19 protein-coding genes and 1 pseudogene are annotated in these 18251 nt (G+C 69.6%); 6 read left to right on the top strand and 14 right to left on the bottom strand.

Annotation, left to right across the window (positions count from 1 at the left end; genetic code table 11):
• Positions 1 to 478, bottom strand: a 478-nt coding sequence (locus SSOG_RS54595; RefSeq protein WP_039942929.1) for a hypothetical protein, incomplete at its 3' end; no start/stop codon positions are given.
• A gap of 226 nt (positions 479 to 704) precedes the next feature.
• Between SSOG_RS54595 and SSOG_RS46045 the strand changes: the two genes are divergently transcribed.
• From SSOG_RS46045 to SSOG_RS57290, 4 genes are all read left to right on the top strand, one after another.
• On the top strand, positions 705 to 1004 hold the full coding sequence (locus SSOG_RS46045; protein ID WP_009721207.1) for a WYL domain-containing protein: 300 nt from the start codon (positions 705 to 707) through the stop codon (positions 1002 to 1004).
• A gap of 59 nt (positions 1005 to 1063) precedes the next feature.
• A complete protein-coding gene (locus SSOG_RS46040) occupies positions 1064 to 1441 on the top strand; it encodes a hypothetical protein (protein ID WP_039942927.1) in 378 nt (125 codons plus the stop codon).
• A gap of 127 nt (positions 1442 to 1568) precedes the next feature.
• Positions 1569 to 1859, top strand: a complete 291-nt coding sequence (locus SSOG_RS46035; protein ID WP_009721205.1) for a hypothetical protein — start codon at positions 1569 to 1571, stop codon at positions 1857 to 1859.
• On the top strand, positions 1781 to 2059 hold the full coding sequence (locus SSOG_RS57290) for a DUF6011 domain-containing protein (protein WP_342634431.1): 279 nt from the start codon (positions 1781 to 1783) through the stop codon (positions 2057 to 2059). The genes SSOG_RS46035 and SSOG_RS57290 overlap by 79 nt, the downstream gene beginning before the upstream one ends.
• Position 2060: 1 nt before the next feature.
• Here the strand turns inward: SSOG_RS57290 and SSOG_RS47440 are convergent, their stop codons facing one another.
• Genes SSOG_RS47440 through SSOG_RS46020 form a run of 3 tightly spaced genes read right to left on the bottom strand, consistent with a single transcriptional unit; the run spans position 2061 to position 4815 of the window.
• Entirely contained in the window at positions 2061 to 3371 is a 1311-nt protein-coding gene (locus SSOG_RS47440) for a transposase (protein ID WP_050800431.1), read from the bottom strand.
• Positions 3368 to 4549 (bottom strand): site-specific integrase, encoded by a 1182-nt coding sequence (locus SSOG_RS46025; RefSeq protein ID WP_050800430.1) that lies wholly within the window; start codon positions 4547 to 4549, stop codon positions 3368 to 3370. The genes SSOG_RS47440 and SSOG_RS46025 overlap by 4 nt, the downstream gene beginning before the upstream one ends.
• The gene (locus SSOG_RS46020; protein WP_009721202.1) at positions 4546 to 4815 is read right to left on the bottom strand and encodes a hypothetical protein; all 270 of its coding nucleotides are present in this window, start codon (positions 4813 to 4815) and stop codon (positions 4546 to 4548) included. The genes SSOG_RS46025 and SSOG_RS46020 overlap by 4 nt, the downstream gene beginning before the upstream one ends.
• Positions 4816 to 5391: 576 nt before the next feature.
• On the opposite strand from SSOG_RS46020, the gene SSOG_RS46010 reads away from it, so the two are divergent.
• A complete protein-coding gene (locus SSOG_RS46010; protein ID WP_039942923.1) occupies positions 5392 to 5823 on the top strand; it encodes a hypothetical protein in 432 nt (143 codons plus the stop codon).
• A gap of 11 nt (positions 5824 to 5834) precedes the next feature.
• On the top strand, positions 5835 to 6233 hold the full coding sequence (locus SSOG_RS46005) for a hypothetical protein (RefSeq protein WP_039942921.1): 399 nt from the start codon (positions 5835 to 5837) through the stop codon (positions 6231 to 6233).
• Between the two features lie 166 nt (positions 6234 to 6399).
• Here SSOG_RS46005 and SSOG_RS50635 read toward each other — a convergent pair whose 3' ends face one another.
• From SSOG_RS50635 to SSOG_RS45945, 10 genes and pseudogenes are all read right to left on the bottom strand, one after another.
• Complete coding sequence (locus SSOG_RS50635) at positions 6400 to 7899, bottom strand: collagen-like triple helix repeat-containing protein (protein WP_009721199.1); 1500 nt, start codon at positions 7897 to 7899, stop codon at positions 6400 to 6402.
• Between the two features lie 686 nt (positions 7900 to 8585).
• Positions 8586 to 8939: a hypothetical protein gene (locus tag SSOG_RS45985; RefSeq protein ID WP_009721197.1), complete on the bottom strand. Its 354-nt coding sequence runs from the start codon at positions 8937 to 8939 to the stop codon at positions 8586 to 8588.
• A gap of 24 nt (positions 8940 to 8963) precedes the next feature.
• The gene (locus tag SSOG_RS45980; protein ID WP_039942917.1) at positions 8964 to 9326 is read right to left on the bottom strand and encodes a hypothetical protein; all 363 of its coding nucleotides are present in this window, start codon (positions 9324 to 9326) and stop codon (positions 8964 to 8966) included.
• 37 nt (positions 9327 to 9363) lie between these two features.
• Complete coding sequence (locus SSOG_RS45975) at positions 9364 to 10269, bottom strand: peptidoglycan-binding protein (RefSeq protein ID WP_009721195.1); 906 nt, start codon at positions 10267 to 10269, stop codon at positions 9364 to 9366.
• 144 nt (positions 10270 to 10413) lie between these two features.
• Positions 10414 to 10656: a hypothetical protein gene (locus SSOG_RS45970; protein WP_009721194.1), complete on the bottom strand. Its 243-nt coding sequence runs from the start codon at positions 10654 to 10656 to the stop codon at positions 10414 to 10416.
• 12 nt (positions 10657 to 10668) lie between these two features.
• Positions 10669 to 12336: a phage tail protein gene (locus SSOG_RS45965; RefSeq protein ID WP_009721193.1), complete on the bottom strand. Its 1668-nt coding sequence runs from the start codon at positions 12334 to 12336 to the stop codon at positions 10669 to 10671.
• Between the two features lie 2 nt (positions 12337 to 12338).
• Entirely contained in the window at positions 12339 to 13448 is a 1110-nt protein-coding gene (locus SSOG_RS45960) for a hypothetical protein (protein WP_009721192.1), read from the bottom strand.
• Complete coding sequence (locus tag SSOG_RS45955; protein ID WP_009721191.1) at positions 13448 to 14392, bottom strand: hypothetical protein; 945 nt, start codon at positions 14390 to 14392, stop codon at positions 13448 to 13450. Before SSOG_RS45955 ends, SSOG_RS45960 begins: the two co-directional genes overlap by 1 nt.
• A 13-nt stretch (positions 14393 to 14405) precedes the next feature.
• Positions 14406 to 15302: a phage distal tail protein gene (locus SSOG_RS45950; RefSeq protein ID WP_009721190.1), complete on the bottom strand. Its 897-nt coding sequence runs from the start codon at positions 15300 to 15302 to the stop codon at positions 14406 to 14408.
• Positions 15299 to 18251 (bottom strand): annotated as a pseudogene (locus tag SSOG_RS45945) (hypothetical protein); the annotation flags it as partial. The pseudogene SSOG_RS45945 and the gene SSOG_RS45950, both read right to left, overlap by 4 nt.

Below are 18251 nucleotides of genomic sequence, written 5' to 3'. Positions count from 1 at the left end.
CGGCGATGACGACCTGTCGGGCGGTCAGCTTGTAGCCGCGCTCCTCGACCGCGGCCGGGTCCTTGGCCAGCTCGTCCGCGCTCTGCCACAGATCGGCGGGCACCCGCACGTTCAGGAACCCGGGCGTAGGCGCCCCTCGGTGAGGCGCCCGCTCAGGCCGCTCCGGCATCCACGTGCCGTTCACGAACTCGCCCAGCTTCTCCAGGACGAACGCTGTCTGTTCCACGCCCTGGTCGGCAGCTGAGGACCGTACGTGGTGCAGGAACGGCTCCCCTACGTTGATGCTCTTGTTCGGGTTCGCCTTCTTGTCGCGCGCCACCTCATGGGCCCGGGCGGTTGCTGCCTGGGTCGCGTAGTCGAGGGTGGTCTGTACGGCCTCGGCCATCGTGGTCTCGCCCTGCGTGTGCAGGTAGGCGATGGCGCGTTCGGTGTCGGGGGTGACGGCGGCAAGCCGTTGGGCGCGCCTGCTGGGGGGCATGGGGGCGTGTCCTCTCGGTCGCGGGCGCGTGTCCCGTCGGCCGGGCGGGCGCCTGCTGTGTGTGGTGGGCACGCCTAGTCTCCTCCATTCGATAGATACACGCGCAACTATGGGGGTGTTGCGGGCTGGGGCGGTGGTGCTGGTTCCAACCCTACCCGAAAAATAGATACACGCGCAACTATTTTCGTGCTACGGTGAACCCACACCACGAACCAGGGGGGACACCGTGAGGCACCACACCCGACACGCCATCCACACCACACTCCAGGCCACCGAGGCCATCGCCCACGCCGCCCTCTCCCACCTCCACCTCATCCGCTACACCCTCACCCGCGCCGCCCAGACCGGCCGCACCGTGCGCATCCAGTACGTCGCCGAAGACGCAGCCGCCACGGTCCGCGACATCGACCCGCAGGACGTACGGCGCAGCAAGGCGGGCGACTGGTACGTCCGCGCCTACGACTACCTCCGTGACGCCGCCCGCAGCTTCCGCCTCGACCGCATCGCCGCCCTGGAGACCGCCTGACCCGGGCAACACCCCCACCGAACCGCGACACCATGAACCCACGACCCGAGGAGCAGCCCATGCCGACCTACCGCGTGGAGTCCACTACGCAGATGTTCCCCAAGCCCGGCGATTGGCAGACGATGCTGGAGACCGACGATCGGGACCTAGCCCGAACCGCCACCGGAACATTCGATGAGCGTCCGTACCCCCACGCAGTCCGCTGGCAGCGTCTCTTCGAAGGCGACAACATCATCCTGATCCGAAAGCCCGCCAAGGCCCGAATCGTGTGCGCCGGTCGCGATGATGAAGGCGTGCCTCGCTGGTGGGTCCAGTACGTCGACAAGGACGGCTGCGGCGGAAGCCACTCCGCTCACGGGGCGCTGGCCGAGGTGCACGCCGAGATCATGCGTGGCCATCACTGGTACATCGACCGGCACGAACTGGCCCGGACATGACGAAGGCCACCGCCCCAGTTGGGTGGTGGCCCGAGTCTGATCACACGCCGCTTACAACGCGGCAAGTGTAGCTTCCGACCGCTCCACCCCGCTAGCCCCAACATCAACCAGAATCCCGAGGGGAACAATGACCACCTACACCATCGAGTTCGGCTACCTCGGCGACAGCCGCCCCGTCCCCGACCTCACCGTCGACACCGACGACCCCAACGAGTTCCACCGCGCGGTCGTCCACCACGCCGTCCCGCACCTGCGGCCCGTGCTGGAGAAGATGGGTCGCCCGGAGGCCGCCGACTGCATCTTCCAGACCAACAAGGACCGCACCATGGGCCAGTTCCTGTGGCTGGACTTCCAGACTGGCGCGGGTGCCCGCTTCTGCGCGGCCCGTATCACTACCGGCGACCAGACCGTCTCGTGACCTCCCGGCCCGCACGGCAGGCGCCCCTCCTCGGCCTCCCCGAGCAGGGGCGCCGCCCCGTCTACTGCCGCCGCTGCGGACGCGAACTCAGCGACCCAGCCAGCCGTTTGCGTCGATACGGGCCCGAGTGCGACCCCGACAACCACCCCGGGCCCACCGCGCGGCACGACGTCGATCAAGACCCGCTCCCTGGCACCTGAGTCACCCGCTTCGCGACGGATCCCAGCCCACCGCCCGCGCGGCCAACTCCGCCCACCCCGCACCCCCGGCGCCCAGCTCCTCCCGCAACACCACGCACACCTCGCCCCACGTGCCATCCTCCACCCACCGGCGCAGCCGAGCTGCCGCCGTGCCCGGATCGCCCAGACCCTTCGGCAACCGCGCCCACGCACCCCGCGTCTGATACCGCCACCCGATCGCATCCAACACCTGACGGTGATCCCGCCACGCCCGGCCCCCCTGCTGACGCACCGACCTGTCCGGGAACAGAGGCTCCACCCGGGCCCACACCGCATCCGACACCGGCACCCAGCCGCGGACCCGCTCCGCCTCCACCGCCCGCACCAACTGCTCAAACCGCAGCGGCAACGGCACCCACGGCTCGCCCCCATCCCACCGGCCGGCCATCACATCGTTCAGACGCCCCACCCCGGACCGGTGCGCCGCGGTGAACCCCCACAGGCCCAGCGGCAGCCCCGCCGGATACGGCTCGGAGCGGCCATCGGCGAAGCCGCGTGACGCTGGCCAGGTCGTCACCCACAACGCCCCCGGGTCGGCCCCCTCCAGCGCACCCACCAGCTGCTGCCGGAACCGAAGCCAGCGCTCCACCGCCACCACCGTGCCCTCCCGCAGCCGCACCGTCTCCTCCGGCACCGGCATGTGGGAAGCATTCTGCCGATGCCACGTCGCGCGCACCGTCCCCGCCTCCAGGTCCACGTCCGCCAGCTGGCGGGTCACCATGTCCCCGCGCGGCATGCCAGAGTCCAGAGCCACCCCCACCACCGCCAGGGTTCGCGCCAGCAGCGCATCCAGCGGCGCCGACGCGGCCATGTCCGCCATCCTGCGGTACAGCGCGGCCGCCTGCCCGGGCGTCACTGGGGGCGTCGCGGTCGGCCGCCACACCTTCGGCAGCAGCATCTCCACCCCCGTCTCCTCGCCGAGGATCGCGAGGCAGTCCCGCAGCGACGCCGTGGTCGACCACGACAGCTCACCAGTGCGCCCAGTGCCCGGAGACCGCAGCTCCCCGGCCGCGGCCAGCTCCAGGAACGCGTCCGCGCCCTCCGGGCCCAGCAGTATCCGCACCGACTCTGCCGACCCTTCCGGCATCTCCGGCTGGGCCACGGCCCGCTCCAGGTGAGCCAGCGTCGTGCGCAGCTGTGCCGCCCGCGACCGCGACACCAGACGACCCCGGCGCAGCGGCGGCCGCACCTCCCACGCGCCCTCGTCCCGCGGCGCCAGCCGGTCCACGACCGCCCACAACTCCCGCAGCGCGGGCACCTGCTGACCGCTCACCCCTGCTCCTCCTGCTGCCGCCGTTTCACCGCTGCCCGGCCGATCTGCGCCAACGGATTCCGCTCCCCACGGCTGTCCTCCTCGTCCACATACCCGATGAGCGCCTTGGACTTGTCGTCCCAGCCGCCGTGACGACCGATGTCCACGATGTCGACGCCAGCCTGGCGGGCCGACTTCACGAACCCGCGACGCGTCGAGTGCGACCGCCAGTGCCCCGGGCGCCCCGTACGGCCGATCGACCGCTCCACGATGTCGGACGCGGCCTCTTTCGTCATACGACCGGCGGGGTCACCGATCGGCTCGACGACACCGGTCTTCTTGTTGCGGCGGGTCATCGGCGGCGCCAGATACCCCCACCGGTCCATGCGCAGGAACAGCGCTCCCTCGGTGTGCCCTTCGTCGGCCAGTGCGGCCACCAGGTCGCGCACGGCTCGGACCGCGCACAAGTCCGACTCCGGGTCGAGGACCACGTCCACGTTCTGCCACTTCTTCCGCTTCTTCCGGTACACCCGGGCCCGGAACCCGTCCTGCTCCTCGTCCTCGGGAAGGTTGGAGAAGCTGGTCGGCCAGTCCAGCGGTACCAGCTCGCTGCCGCGCGAGGCGAGGGCATGCCCGAGGAGCATGAGCGCGGCGTCCCGCTTCCCGGCGAGCGTGGTCCGGTCGAGTGCGGCGAGCGCTTCCCGCAGCACGGTCCGATCAGCGGCGCTGGCCTTCTTCGGCTGCGCGGCCGGGTCGTTGGCCGAGGAGAGCTGGGCCCGGTACCCGGCCACGACCTTCCGCGCGCCCATCGTGTCCGGCGGCTTGAAGCCCGCGGCGCGGTGAGACGAGCGGATGGAGGCGATGATGCGGTCCATGGAGTTCGGCCCGTACGGCCGCCCGGTCTTCTCCCGGGGGGTGCGCTTCAGATAGGACATGTACGCGGTGACGGTCTGTGGCGCGGCGGGCATCACCCGGCGGCCGACAGTGGCGCACCATTCGGCGAAGCGCCGCATGTCGCCCTCGTAGGCGTTGGCCGTCTCCTCCGGGATTCCGGCCTGGACGTCCTCCTGCGCCTCGGGCGGCAGCCACGCGTCGGGGTCTTCCTCCGCGAGGGGTACGGCTGGGACGCGGTCTTCGGGGATGGCGGGCAGCCGGTCGTCGATCAGCTCGGCGTCGACGATGTCCTCGTGCTCGGTCATGGCGTGTGCAGCTGCTCGCCGTGGCGGATGTACTGGCCGCTGTACCGGTCGAAGATGAGCGCCTTGCCCTGCGGGACACCGATGCTCTGGAGGATGGGCATGTTCATCAGCCGCCACCCCTCAAGTCCTTCGGCGTCCTGAGGGTTGAGGAACAGCTCCAGTTCGTCGGAGTTGGTGACGGAGAGAGCCCACCGGCGCGCATCGGCGATTTCGTTGATCAGAGGGGTGCGCGCCAGCCGCTCCAGTGGGTTCGGATCATCGTTCACCGTCGTGCTCCCCTGCTCGTGTGATCCCTCTACAGAAGGAACATTATTCGTAGTGAGCGTGCACGTTGCCCCTGGCGCAGCCAATCGGGGCGAACGTCAGGAAGCCTGCTGGGCAAGGACGGCCAGCGCGCGGGGGCAGTCATGCCAGCCAGGGACGGGTGGGTCGCACAAGTTGCCGTGCTCGGAGCACCCCGTGCAGTCGGGGCACCACTGTTCATCCGCCTGGAACGCGCGGCGGCACTTCCCGCACAAGTGGTGCTGCTCTATCTGGCCAGCAGCGATTGCCTCGTCAACGGCGTCAGCCTCCGGCGTGCCGGGCTCGGGCACGACGTACAGCAGCTCGTACTCCAGGACTGCAATCCTCGCCGGGTCCCGCCTTCGCGTTCTTCCTGCTCACTGCGGTCACCTCCCGCTGGTCACGAGGCCCGTCGCGTCGGATAAGGAGAGGTTATCCGACGCGATCACGAGCGATGCCCTAGGCGGGTTTAACTAAACGCGGATAGACCTTGCCTGACGATGCCTGAGCACGGTACGGTCTACTTGGCTTTATTCGCGTCTAATGTAACGGGAGCCTGTGTGGAGATCACCGTCAGCGTGAAGGAACCGACCCCCGAGTTCGAGCGCGATCTACTCGCACTGCTCGACAAGCACCGCGCTGCCCTGCGCCACGACCCCGGATGGAACGTGGACCGCTCCCGCCTCTTCTACGGCGCGCTCGCCCCGCGCGCCCAGCGCATCATCCGGGAAGCCGTCGACCGAGGCGGCAAGGTCGCCGCCGACGATCTGCGCGACAGCGACGGCAGCAGCCTCCGTGGACACGCCAGCGCCTTCGCCCGCCTCGTAAGGCGTGGCGCCGCCGAAGGCTGGTGGGACAGCGGCATGGAATCCCCGATCGTCGCCCTCGGCCCCGGATCCGGAAAGGTGCAGGGCTACCAGATTCGCGACGAGGAGACCCTGGCCGCGTTCCGGGCCGCCCTCGTCAACCCCGCCGAACCGAAGAACAAGTGAGGACACCGACCATGGACGACGCCAACACCACCCTCTGGCGCGTACAGAAGTGGGATCAGACGCTGGGCACCTACTCCAACCTCGACGCCGCCAAAGCCCACGCCGAACACGTCATCCGCGACTACTACCGCGATGCCATGAACCGCCGCCGAGTGCCCGAGTCCCACCGGGCCATCGACTGGCGCGCGTACTGCTGCGGCCACCTGTACGGCCCCGGCCGCTTCAACCACACCGCCTACCCGGACACGCACGCAGAAGGGTGCCTGCACCGGGAGCCGGAGATGCTGGGCCTGCGCCCCTTCTGGGCCGCCAGCGGCACACGCGCTGGCGGCGGCCACGTCAACACCGACTGGGAAATCTGGCAGGGCGTGGCGTACGACCGATTCGATCCGAGCGCCATGTTCGTATAAGCCCACGCGCGTTGCCCCGCCTGAAGGAAGCAGGCGGGGCAACGCCATGTCAGCGTAGCCGCACCCCGTCCGGCTGGTGCTGGTGGGGCGGTTGGGGTCGATGAAAACGGAGGGCTGGTCACCTTTATTTTCTGCACAAAAGTACCGGACACGCCTCACGCCGAGGTCACGCGCCCACCGCCACCCACGGCCCAGCAAAATCCGTCCCCGAATTCGATCCCGGGGTGATCGACGAAGGCAACGCCGTCCGACCAGTCCCGTTCGTCGCGAACCGGTACGTCGCCGCAGTCAAGCCCAGATTCGCCGCCGCATCGACACCCGTCCAGCCGGAGCCACGCGTCAACGTCGGCGCACCTGCCGCGTTGAACACCATCCCAACCCAATAGAACTCCCCGGCCGTCAACGCCTGGGCCGCGATCGTGGTGGCCTTCAGCGTGGCCGAGGAGATCGCGGCATCAACGTTCGCGGCAGCCAGCAGCGCCCCGGCCGAGTCGTACAGGCCCACCTGGTTCTGGCCGGAGACAGGCGAAAATCCCACGTTCGCAACCCACCAATAGATCTTGGTGACGTTCACGTTCGCGGCCACGTTGACGCGCACCAGATACAACGTCCCGTTGGCCAACTGCGTGGAGTTGACCGCCAGCGCCGGGTCATAACACCAGGCGGCGACACCATGGGCGGCGGGCGTGTCCTGACCGAGCGCATGGCCCGTGACGGCCAAGCTGCCGCTGATGGTGCCGCCGGCCTTGTAGAGGGCGCCGTTCTCCAGCGCCTGCACCCTGTTCAGCGCGTCGGTGATGTACGCGTTGACGTTGGTGAACCCGGTCTCCACCGCGGTCACCCTGCTGGCGATCGGGCCTGTCACGCCGTCCGAGTAGGCCCGGTCCCCGTGCGGGTCCGTAGCTCCCGTGTGCTCGGCGACCTGGCCGGATGCCGCGCCAGCCGGATCCGCCCCCACCATCTCCGGTGTTACCGGATCAGACCCGGCCGCGGCGTGCGTTGAGGCGTGCGACAGCGGGGTGCGCGCGTTCGTCGTGGTCGGGTCGTCGGAGCGCAGCGCCACTTCGGGCCCGGCGCCAGCAGCCCCGAGCGGCGGCTGCGGTCCCGGATCTCCCTGGTCGCCCTTCGGACCGGTAGCGCCCGGCGCGCCGTCGGCCCCGGCCGCGCCCGCTGGGCCCGCTGGCCCTTCCGGTCCGGTAGCCCCGGTTGGCCCCTGGGGGCCCGGTGCGCCATCGGCCCCAGCGGGCCCGCTCGGGCCGGTTGCCCCGTCCGCGCCTGCCGGGCCGGGCACCCCCGGCACGTACACCACCGTCCCGCCACCCGAGAGCGTGCCGGACAGGTCCGCGCGCAGATCCCCCAGCCAGTACGGGCCGCCAGTCTCCGGCACCAGGATGTGCGTCAGGACCGGCGTGCCGTCCAGCGCCCGACCTTCCATGACCGCCCACAGCGTGTCCCCCGCGGCCGCCACGATCCCCGCGTTCGGCAACAGGTCCGCCGACCACGACCCGTCGCTCTCGGGCGTGATCCGCACCGGCTGCACGATCTCGCCCTCAGCGGAGGCCACATAGCCCACCGCGCGGGCACCGGTCACATCCACCAGCTCGGCCGTGACCTCCACTCGGGACGGGTCGGCCGGGCCGATCAACTTGCCCTTCACGATGGTCATGGCGATCTCCAGTCAGTAGCGGCGCCGGTCGATAGGCATGCCGAGCAGCCCCGTGCCGCTCGTGTCGGACGGCTGCGGGTCAGGCGCGCCATCTCGGCGGCAGACCAGGGCGTCGGGGTCGTACGAGGGTGCCTGGAGGCTGTAGCCGTCCGGGCAGGCTGGTCCGGCCGGGCCGCGGTCGCCCGTCTCGCCCTTGTCCCCCTTCTCACCCTGCGGTCCCTGCGCGCCCTGGGGGCCTTCCGGCCCGGGCGGTCCCGCAGGTCCCTCGGCCCCGTCCGCCCCGTTCGCGCCGTCAGAGCCGCTGGCCCCGTTAGCGCCGGGCCGGCCAGGAGAACCCGACGGGCCCGGGCCGCCCGGCTTCCCGCTGGGCCCGTCCCGGCCGTCCTTCCCGTCCTCACCCGGCCGCCCAGTCGGGCCAGGCGACCCCGGAGGACCCGACGGCCCCACACCCCCCGGCGTACCGCGCGACCCCGGCGGCCCGGCCACCGGCGACGCCCCCAGCCCCTGCACCTGCCGCGCCAGCGCATCCCGAGCCGAGTTCGACGTCCGCAAATCCTGCGTCAGCGACACCACCTGAACAGCCAGCCACCCCAGCAGCAGCACCACGAACGCGAGCGTCACGGCGATCAGCCACTCCGCCCGCGGCAACTTGAACGGCGGCCGCGCATCCTTGCGGCGCGCACCGGTCATCGTGAAACCACCGCCCATATCGCTACGGCCACCGACAGAAGACCAAGCAGCACCGGAACAACCGCCTGATACAGGCGCTTCTGTCGCTCTTCCTCACGCTGCTTCGCCACATCCCGCTGGTACTGCTCGAACTGGTCCTCAAGCGTCTTGTTCGCGTCGCCGCACCGCTGAATCTCCGCCTGCAAGCCCGCCACGCGCTGCTCCATGTACGTGGTCTGGATCGTGTAGACGTCGAGCGAGACGACCTTGTCCAGGCGGGAATTCAGCTCGGAGAGGCGGCTTTGGAATCTGGTGTCGAGCTGGCCGATGAGCCGCGACAGCTCACCGTTCGTTGGCTGCTCATCGGCCATCGGGTGCTCCGGATAAGGGAAGGATCAAGAGACCACAGTCGGCTTACGTACGGCGTTGGCCGGTACGGGAGCGGTCACCTGCGTACGGTCGAACATCGCGACCACCGCAGCGGCCACGGACAGGGCGACGGCCTGCCGTTCGGCGGACCAGTCCAGGCCGAAGCCGACCGCCAGCGCCAGGGTGGCCTGGACGAAGCCGAGGACCGCGGCGCCGACACCGTCGTTGGCCATCACCGCCAGGACGAGGCCGACCAGCGCGGCTGCGAGCGCGTTCACGACGGCCTGCTGCTCGCCGCTGACGTCGAGGCCGAACGCGGCGGCCATCTTCACGAGGACGGCCACCAGGCCGAGCCATAGGGACGGCTCGCGGCCGAGGAGGGTTCTCACAGGAGACTCCTTGGAGAGAGGGGTTGAGAGGGAGGGGTCAGACGTTGGGCACACGCAGCTTGTCCCAGCTGGCTTTCCCGGGTATGCCGTCGGCGTCCGAGCCGGTGTAGCCCAGCTTCTTCTGCCAGCGGCGGTAAGACTCGCGGTCCACATTCGTCCAGTTCGGGCCCGGCCCGCTGCGGTACGCGCCGCACCCCTCGGCGACCAGGCGGCGGCCCATGGCCGTGATCACGGCGGAGTGGCGGCCGCCGTGGAAGAAGCTGGCGCCCGGGAACGGCTCGTACCGCGGCGGGGTCGGCTTCGGAGCGGGCTTGCTGCCGTCGGGGGCGGGCTTCGACGGCCCGGGCGAGGAGTCACCCAGCCGGTCCTTCACCCGGGCCCGCATCGACGCCATCGTGAAGCCCCGCGGGTCGACCTTCCCCGGCTGCCACTCCAGGTGCCCGATCACCGACCGCTCGCCCCAGTCGTGCGCCCGGCACAGCGCCGCCGCCGCCTTCTCGATCGCCTCGAGCTGGACGGCGGGCCACGGATCCTTGCCGTCGCCCAGGTTCTCGCACTCGAAGCCGTAGAAGCGGGCGTTGCCGTCGGTGTTGGCCTCGTTGTCCGTGGGCACGGGGCGCTCGTCGATGACGGCCTGGAGGACGTCGTCGTCACCCAGCCCCGCGTGGTTCGCTCGGCCGTAGCCGACCAGATAGACGGTGCCGTCCTTGGCGATGACGCCGTGGCACAGCGGCCCGGGCAGGCTGGCGTGGCCGTTGCGGCAGATGTCGACCGTGTCCTGAGTGCCCCGGGTGACGGTGTGGTGGATCATCACGCCGTGCATCGGCCCCCAGGCGCCCTTGCTGTTGCGGTTGTGGGTGCGCCAACTGCCGACCTCGACGACCTTCAGGCCCTCGTCTCTCAGCGCTTTCAGAAATGCGGCGGCGCTCAACGGCTTCGCCATGCCTCGTGCTCGCTTCTCCCCGCGCCCTGGTGATAGTGGGGCGTTCTGCGCACCACACGGGGTGCGGTCCCTCAGGAGTGCTGCGGGGCGGAGGGTCGCCGCTAATCTCAGACTACGGCCGGACAGGAGGCCCGTTGCCCCCGGTCAGGAGACTTCAGGCTGAGGGTCCATCTTCTCTGCGGAAAGGATCTCGGCGTTCTTCCCGCAGGGCCAGCACTGGACGACGGGCTGCCCAGCATTGGAATACACCTCGTCGACCTGCCTCTCCTTGCCGTAGTGGGGACACGGCTCCGGGTTGTCAGGCTGCGGCGGCTTGGACATGTCTGCGGTGTTGCAGCGGACGACGAGGTTGTAGAACGTCGAAGGCTCGAACACGATGTCGGTCATGGCTGTTCTCTCCTAGCTGGCTATCACGAGGTACCAGATGTTGGTGGTGGTCGTGTTGGTGCGGCTGACCCAGACGGTCAGGCTGTTCGCGTTGACGTTGGTGGCGGTGCACTCGAGGACTGTGCCCGGGACCTGGGACTGTGCCGTGACGAAGGCGCGGTGGACGGTGCCTGGCAGGTTGAGGCCGTTCACGGTGACAGACGTGGGGGTGTTGGCAGCGCTCGGCGTGATGCTGACGCTGCCCGTGACGATGTTGGGCGCGGTGAGGATGCCGCCGATCGTGGTGTTGCCCGCCAGGTCGACGGAGAGCCGGTAGGCGCCCGCGTCGTTGTTGTAGAGCCTCAACATGTGACCGGTGTGGCCTGCCGCGGACTCCATGTACATGGCCGTGTTGCTGCTGGCCGGCGGGAGGTGCTGGAGCCTGGCCCGGAGCTGCACGTTTCCCGTAGTGAATACGGCGTCGCCGCGCTGTGTGGCCGCGGTCGCGTCCAGGTACCCGATCTGGGCAGAGGTCCCATCCATGAAGATGCGGCCACCGACGTAAGTGCTCTGCGAGGTGTTCCGGACCCGCTCGGCGGCCCAGAAGTCCCTGCCGAAGAACGTGCGCCAGATCATGTCGCTGTAGCCGCTGCCGGTAAAGGTGCCGCTGTTCAGGCCGAGGTCGGCGTCCCCCGTGACGGCTTCGACAACGTTGATGACTGCCTGGTTGGAGCCGCTGGCGTTGGTGAAACGCAAGTTCGGGTACGTGCTGTCGGGATCGAGCTGCATGACGGCGCCGCTGCTGCCCTCGAGGAGCAGGCCGTTACCGGAGAGTTCTCCGACGGGGCGCCCGGTGGCGTCGTACACGAGGATCTTGTTGGCGCCTGCTTCGTTGATGGTGATCCGTTCGCCGGTCGCGGCGGTCTGGAACTCCGATCCTGTGATGTTGGAGCCGGTGATGTCTCCGGTGAAGGTGGCGTCGCCGGTGGCCGCGTCGAGGTCGACCTTCAGGGCGCCCGAGCCGTCGTACACCTTGAGGCCATTCTCGTTCAGCTCGACCCGCGCCCCCGAGGCGTTCCCGGCGAGGATTCGGGTGGCCAGGGCGATGATCGCGGCCAGCTTGTCTGCCTCGACCGCTCCCGCTTGGATGGCTTCGGCGGTGACGCTGCCCGCGGTGAGGTCCGGCCCGTCGACCTGCACCGGGGTGCCCGAGGTCTCGGCGGACGGGGCGCCCTCGGCGCCGGAGGTGTTGACGCCGATCAGGCGCACGTAGTGCTGGGCGTACGGCAGGGGCGTGACCGGGAGCATGCCGCCGCTGCCTGCGCTGGTGATGGTGCCTGCGAACGTGGCGGCGGACGGGGTGAAGCCGGACGTGGTGGAGACGTGTACGGCAGCGTGGTCGAAGTCGAGCGGCAGGGTGGAGCCGTCGGCGAGTGCCCCGTCCCAGGTGACGCGGAGTCCGGCGATGGACGGGGTGACGATCGGGGCGGTCAGGGCGCCGGGCGGGGGCCCGTTCTGTGCGACCACGCCGACGGTGCCGTCTGACTGGACGCCGAGGGTTACGCGTACCTGCCCGGCGTCGTCGCGGACCTCGAGGGCGGCGTTCTCGATGCTGGCGCCGTGCGCGACCCGCTGACCGCGGCGGATTTCGGCGACCTCGCGGCGTAGCCGGGCTACCTCTTGGGCGAGGGTGTTGTACATGGTCAGGCCACCTCCGTGGGGGCGCCGTAGTGGAAGGAGTCGGCGCGGGCGAGGTCGAGGGTGATGGCGTCCTCGCCTCCGTTACCGGCGCCGGGCTTGACGGTCCAGCCGGTGATGCGGCACCACGCGGACCAGGACGTCCATTCGTTGTGGACGGCGACCTGGACGTCGTCGCCGATCTGCCACGACCCGAGGGGGGCGTGGGGGTGGTGGCGGACGGTGATCTGTTCGGTCTGGCCGAGGATCTGGCGGCGCTTGCGGTCGGCGGCCGCGCGCTTGGCGAGGATGTCGTTGCCGTTGACGGACGGCAGGGGGAGGTGCTTTTCGATGCGGAGGCGTCCGTCGCGGACGGAGTCGACCGCTTTGCGGGTGGCGGTGCCTTCGCCGCTGCCGGTGGCGATGATCGTGTTGGCGTAGTCCTCGCCGGAGTAGCGGATGGGCGGGCTGTCGATGATGTTGACGCCGGATTGGAAGGTGATGTCGGTCCGGCGGCGGCCGAGGCGGGGGTAGCCGAGGCGGATGCGGCGGACCACAGTGCCGTCGGTGGCGTAGGAGCAGTGGTTGGCGTAGTCGGGGCTGTCGTCTTCGGAGACGAGGTTGTCGATGTGGTCGCCGAGGTTCGGTACCTCGTACCAGTAGGAGTGCCAGGGCTCTTTGGTGGTGCCGACCTTGGCGGTGCTGGTGGTGGTGTCGACCTGGACGCCGAGGGTGCCGTCGGGCTGCTCTTGGGCGTAGGCCCACACGTCGCGGATGATTTTGCAGGGGTCGGTGTTGACGTACGGGCCGCGGGCGTTGAGTTCGCCGTGGTGGTCGTAGCGCTGGTTGAGGTAGGAGGACCAGCCCGCGGCCTCCAGGGCCCAGGAGCGGTCTTGGGGCTGGGAGAACCACAGGATGCCGCCCCACATCAGCAGGGTGCCGAACTGGGCGTACAGGTAGACGTTCCCGGCATCGAGGGCGGCGGTGTTGGCCTGGACGAAGCGGGGCTCGAGGCGGCCCTTGAAGTGGCCGGGGCCGTTGAGTTCGTGCCCGAATTCGGGGTCGGCGACGGGCAGGGACGCGGCAAGGACCTCGTTGGTGAGGGCGTGCTGGGCCCAGTACCGCCAGCGGGCCATCAGATGCGGCCCTCAGTGAACTCGATGTCCATGATGAAGGTGGTGGCGCCGTCGACTCCGATCTTTCCGCCGTTGGCGGAGCGAGTCCGCATGCGGGACTTGAATGCCTGGGTAGTACCCCGCATGGCGGCGCCGCTGGTGGTGGTGAGGTCGATGGTCTCGGCCATGGTGAGGGTGTGGATACGGCGTGGGGCTGTGCCCTGGTTGTCGTCGATTCCCACCCACTGCGCGGCTTCCTCGGTGCCGAGCATGAAGCGAAACCCGCCCCACACGTTCCCGTCGTCGAGACGGATCCCGGCGGCATGGAAGACGACCTTGGCGGTGGTGGCCCAGGAGGGGATCGCGATGTTCGCCATGGTCACGTTCGGGTGCGTCTTCCACGTCTCGCTGGTTCCGCTGATCTCGACCAGCGGGTCCTGCGCGTAGTACGTGGCGAGGGGGCGTTCGCGCCGGGGGTTGGCGATTTTCCGCAGGTCGGTGATCATCCCGGAGGTGATGACCGACGTGCTGGCCGGGACGTTCACCCGGGCGAGGACGATGCCGCTGATCCCCGCAGGCAGAGCGGTGGCGGTGGAGGACACGTTGGAGGCGACGTACAGGTATCCAGCGGCCTGCGGGGCCCGGCTGCCCTCATACTCCGGGTCCTCCACGCGCAGGATGATCAGGTCGGCGCGGGACGAGCCGCCGGTCGCCGCGATCGGCACATCCTCCGAGCCGATGTTGAACACCGAGTAGTGGCCCTGGAAGGGGTCGAAGCGGCCCTTCACGACGCCGGAGCCGTCGCCGACGGTGACGCCGGCGCCGTTGATGGCCATCGGGGTGACCTTCAGGTCGGTGCCCTGGGTGACGCCTTCGTTGTCCCGCGCCAGATCCTTGATCATGTGTCGGAAGGTCTGCGCCGTGTGGTCGGCGTTCATCGTCAGCAGCGGGGTCTGAACGGTCATCGCGGTTGCTCCTTCACAGGGCCTTGTACGCGGGCCACCAGGAGACGGCCAGAGAGCAGGTGTTGGTGTTGTCGGTCGCGGTCCATGTCAGCTCGCTCGACCCGGGGGGTAGCTGGAACTGGTCGAGGCGCGAGTAGGGGGAGGTGGGGGCGGTGGAGCCGTTGTTGCGGAGCACGGTCCGCCACCCGGGCCGAGTGTCGATCTCCAGCCACTCCCCCGCCGCCAGGGTGGTGAGGACGGTGATGGTGCGCCCGGTGTCGACGTGCGTGACGGACGGGTTGGCGCACGGGCCGTTGATGCGGATGACCGGCCAGGTGGGGGCGGTGCCGGATACGTCGATGCGGCCGCGGCGCCCCTCGGGCCCGCCGTCACCATCGACGTGGATCGGTGCGGATACCGGGGCCCGGAACCCGCCGGTGGAGATCAGCCCCAGGGTGAGGGTGATGCCCTCGGGCTGGTCGGCGTAGTACAGGTAGTCGGCGGCGGTGAACTCGATGTCCAGGGGCGCGAACCCGTGGATCATCTTGGTGAGGTCCGGTTCGAGTTTCCGGAGCCGCCCGCGGACGGTGCGGGCGCCGCGGCCGGGGAGCTTCAGGCGTAGGTCCATGGTGGTGCCGCCGTAGCCGCGTACGGCCAGGGTGTCCGGGGTGGCCTGGAGTGCGGCGAGCTGGTCCAGGACGGCGGCCGGTTGCCCGCTGATGCGGATCGCGGCGTCGATACGGACGACGCGGCCGCTGTAGTAGTCGCGGCCGAGCCACAGCCCGTCCTCGGACGGCGGCTCCACGTCACTCGTGCGCAGGGGCGGCTGGCCCAGGCCCTCGATCGCCCGGATCTGCACGTCGGTGCCCTCGCCGATGAGGACGCCGCCGAGTTCGTGCTGCCAGTCGACCAGCTCTATCGGTGTGCTCACCGTGCCCCCACTCCGCCGCGCGCCAGGCGCCGCAGCTGGTAGCTGTTGTCGGCGTCGATCCGGCGGGCGGTGTCGATCGCGTTGCCGCCGGAGGTGACGTGCCAGGTCTGGTTGCCGACCAGCGGGCCCTGCTCGCGGATGATGACGACCCGGCCGCCCGCGCTGGCATCGGTGAGGCCAAGGCCGAAGCGCCCGGCGACGTCCCCGAGGACCGCGGTGGCGTTCCGGCGCTTGTTGGCCCCGAGGGGGATGTACGCCTCGCCGCCGGTGGAGGGTTCCGCGAAGGTGACTGCGCCGCCGCGGGTGGCGTAGATGCCGGACCGGATGCCGCCGTTCGCGTACGACAAGCCTTTCTGGGCGCGCGTCAGGTCGGACAGGAACTGGGCGGCTCGGCCGCCGAGGGCGCTGCTGATCTGGCCTTTGGCTTTCGTGGCGACGGTGACGATCTCGTCCTCGCCGATGCCGGTCTTCTCCGCGACGGAGTGGATACCGACCTTGCTGGAGGTGATCGCGGCGATGATCTGCACCATCTCCGCGACCTGCTCGTTGGTGAGCGCGTTGTTCGCGCGCTTCGCGGCGTCGTTGGCCTTCTTCGCTCTGCCGCGGTCCTTCACAGCGGACGACGCGATGTCGATGGCGGCCTGGTCGCCCTGCGCGGCGAGCTGGGCGGCGAGGTCGCCGAAGCCCGCGCCCGCCAGCTTGGCGAGGTCGGCCTGGAACTTGGTGTTGGAGCTGGACGCCTTCTCCATCTGCCGGGTGTAGTCCGTCAGCGATGCCTTCGCCGTCTTGGCCAGGTCGCGCAGCTGCCGGGCCATCAGCTCGATGTACCGCTTGCTGCCGTGCGCCATCTTGCGTGTCAGGGCGACGCCGTCCTCGCCCATACCGGCCAGGGCCTGAGCGACATCGGCGCCAACGCGGTCTGCGACCGTCGACAGGTCCTTGTTCCAGGCGCGCGCGGCCCGAGCCGACTTCATCAGCTTGCCTTCGACGGCGTCCAGGGAGAAGTACTCGACCTCCTTGGTGCCCTTCTTCGTCTTCACCTTGCGGGTCTTGTGTCCGGCCTGTCCTGCATCCGAGGCGGAGTACAGGGACCCGGTCTGGGGGTCGTAGCGCCAGTCGGTGATGCTGCCGTTTGCGTGCCACTCGATGGTCTGCGGGTCCCCGCCGAGGCGCCGGATGGTCTCCTCGGCGATCGCCCGCGACCGCAGCCGCTTGGTCGGAGCGAGCGGGATGTACGCCTCGCCACCGGTCTCGGGCTCGGCCCACATGCGCCAGGCACCGGCCGGGGCGATCTCGGCGACGTGCCTCTCGGCGCCGTCGGCGAAGTGCCGGACGCCGCGGCGCTGGATGCCGCCGTTGGCGTAGTAGTCGACGAGCCCGCCGTCGGCCTTCTTGAGGTTCCGGGCCTGGGCGGCGATTCCGGCGGCCGCGGACTTGGCGGTCCCGCGGACCTGGAAAACATCGACATGCTTCGTGGTGATGGTGACGGACTTGTCCTTCAGCGCGGCGATGGCAGCCCGGATCGCGGCGACCTGGGACCGCGGGGTACCAGTGGGGACGGAGACGGTGACCCGCTTCCCCTTCGTGTCCTTGATTTTGAAGCCGAGGAGTTGCAGCTGGCGGCGCCCTTCCGCGGTGGGCACCTTCATAGTGATCGTCTTGCCCTTGGAGCCCCGTACGGCGGTCTTCAGGTTCTCCAGGTCCCGGATCGCGCCAGCGGTCTTCGCGTCGATTTTCAGGGTCTTGTTCTTCAGCCCGCTCCGGGCCTTCTCCACCTCGGACAGCTTGCCCTTGACGGAACCCGTCTCGGCAGTGACCTTGAAGCGGCCGTCCTTCAGGTGGGTGACCTTGAATCCGAGGGATTCCAGCAGGTTGACCGCGTCGCTGGTCAGGGCGTCCACGGTGACGGACTTGGCGTTCGGCGTTGCCTTGATGGCGGCGATGACCGAGTCGAGTCCGGCGATCGCGTCCTCGGCCTTCATCTCAATCTTCGTCGACTTGCTGCTCGGGATGTCGAGGTAGGACTTGGCGAGGGCCTGCGCCTGCTCCTTCGTCAGCCCCATCTTCTGGGCCGTCTCCACGAACGCGGACTGGCCGCGGGAGAGGATGCCCTGCACGTACTCCCAGCTCTTGCCCTGCTCGCGGGCCTTGGTGGCGGCGTCGTCGGTGTTCGTGGCGAGGTCGCGCAGCGCGGACTCGGCGTCCCGCGCCTTCTGGCTGTTGAGGTCCAGCTCGCCGCGGTGCATCTTCAGCGAGCCCGCGTTGTCCTTCGCGGCCTTCGCGGAGTCGTCGATGGACTGTTCGAACTTGTTCATCGCGTCCGCGCCCTGGCGGTTCACGTCATTCAGGGCTTGGATGGACTGCCGGAGGCCGTCGGCGGACTGCTTCTGCGCGTCCAGCTTCGCCTGGGTCTCCTGCGCGGCCTTCCCGAACAGGCCCATGGACTGGGCGGCCATCTCCTGTTCGAACTTCTGGTCCGCGAGGGCGCTCTTGTAGTCGTCGAGCCGCTTGCGGAAGTCGCCCGCGCTGCCCCCGTTCTTGACGTACGCGGACTCCAGCCGCTTCAGGGCCGCGGCCGCCACATCCGCCTTGCCCCCGCGAACCAAGTTCGACAACGCTTTGTCGATCGCGTCGAACTTCTCCTTCGCCTCCTGCACGGGCGTGGAGTCCCAGTTGCCCAGCGACAGCGCCTTGACCAGCTTCTGCTGGACGGCGTCGGTGGTCGACGGGTCGGTCAGGGCTTTCACGGAGTCGCGCAGCCCGCTCAGGTCTTTGCCGAACACGCGGGCAGCCTCGCCGGAGGTCTTGCCCGTGCGGCCGAGGTTGCCCAGCGAGGTGGTGAGCTTGTCGACGTTCGGCGGGGCCTCCTCGCCCATGTCCGCGAGGCTCTTGACGGCGATGACGGCGGCGGCAATCCCGGCGACCACAACGCTGGCTTTGCCCGCGGTG

This window comes from Streptomyces himastatinicus ATCC 53653, from assembly GCF_000158915.1.
Classification (GTDB): domain Bacteria; phylum Actinomycetota; class Actinomycetes; order Streptomycetales; family Streptomycetaceae; genus Streptomyces; species Streptomyces himastatinicus.
The sequence above is the reverse complement of the archived record's forward strand: the minus strand, read 5'-3'. Positions and strand labels throughout refer to the sequence as shown.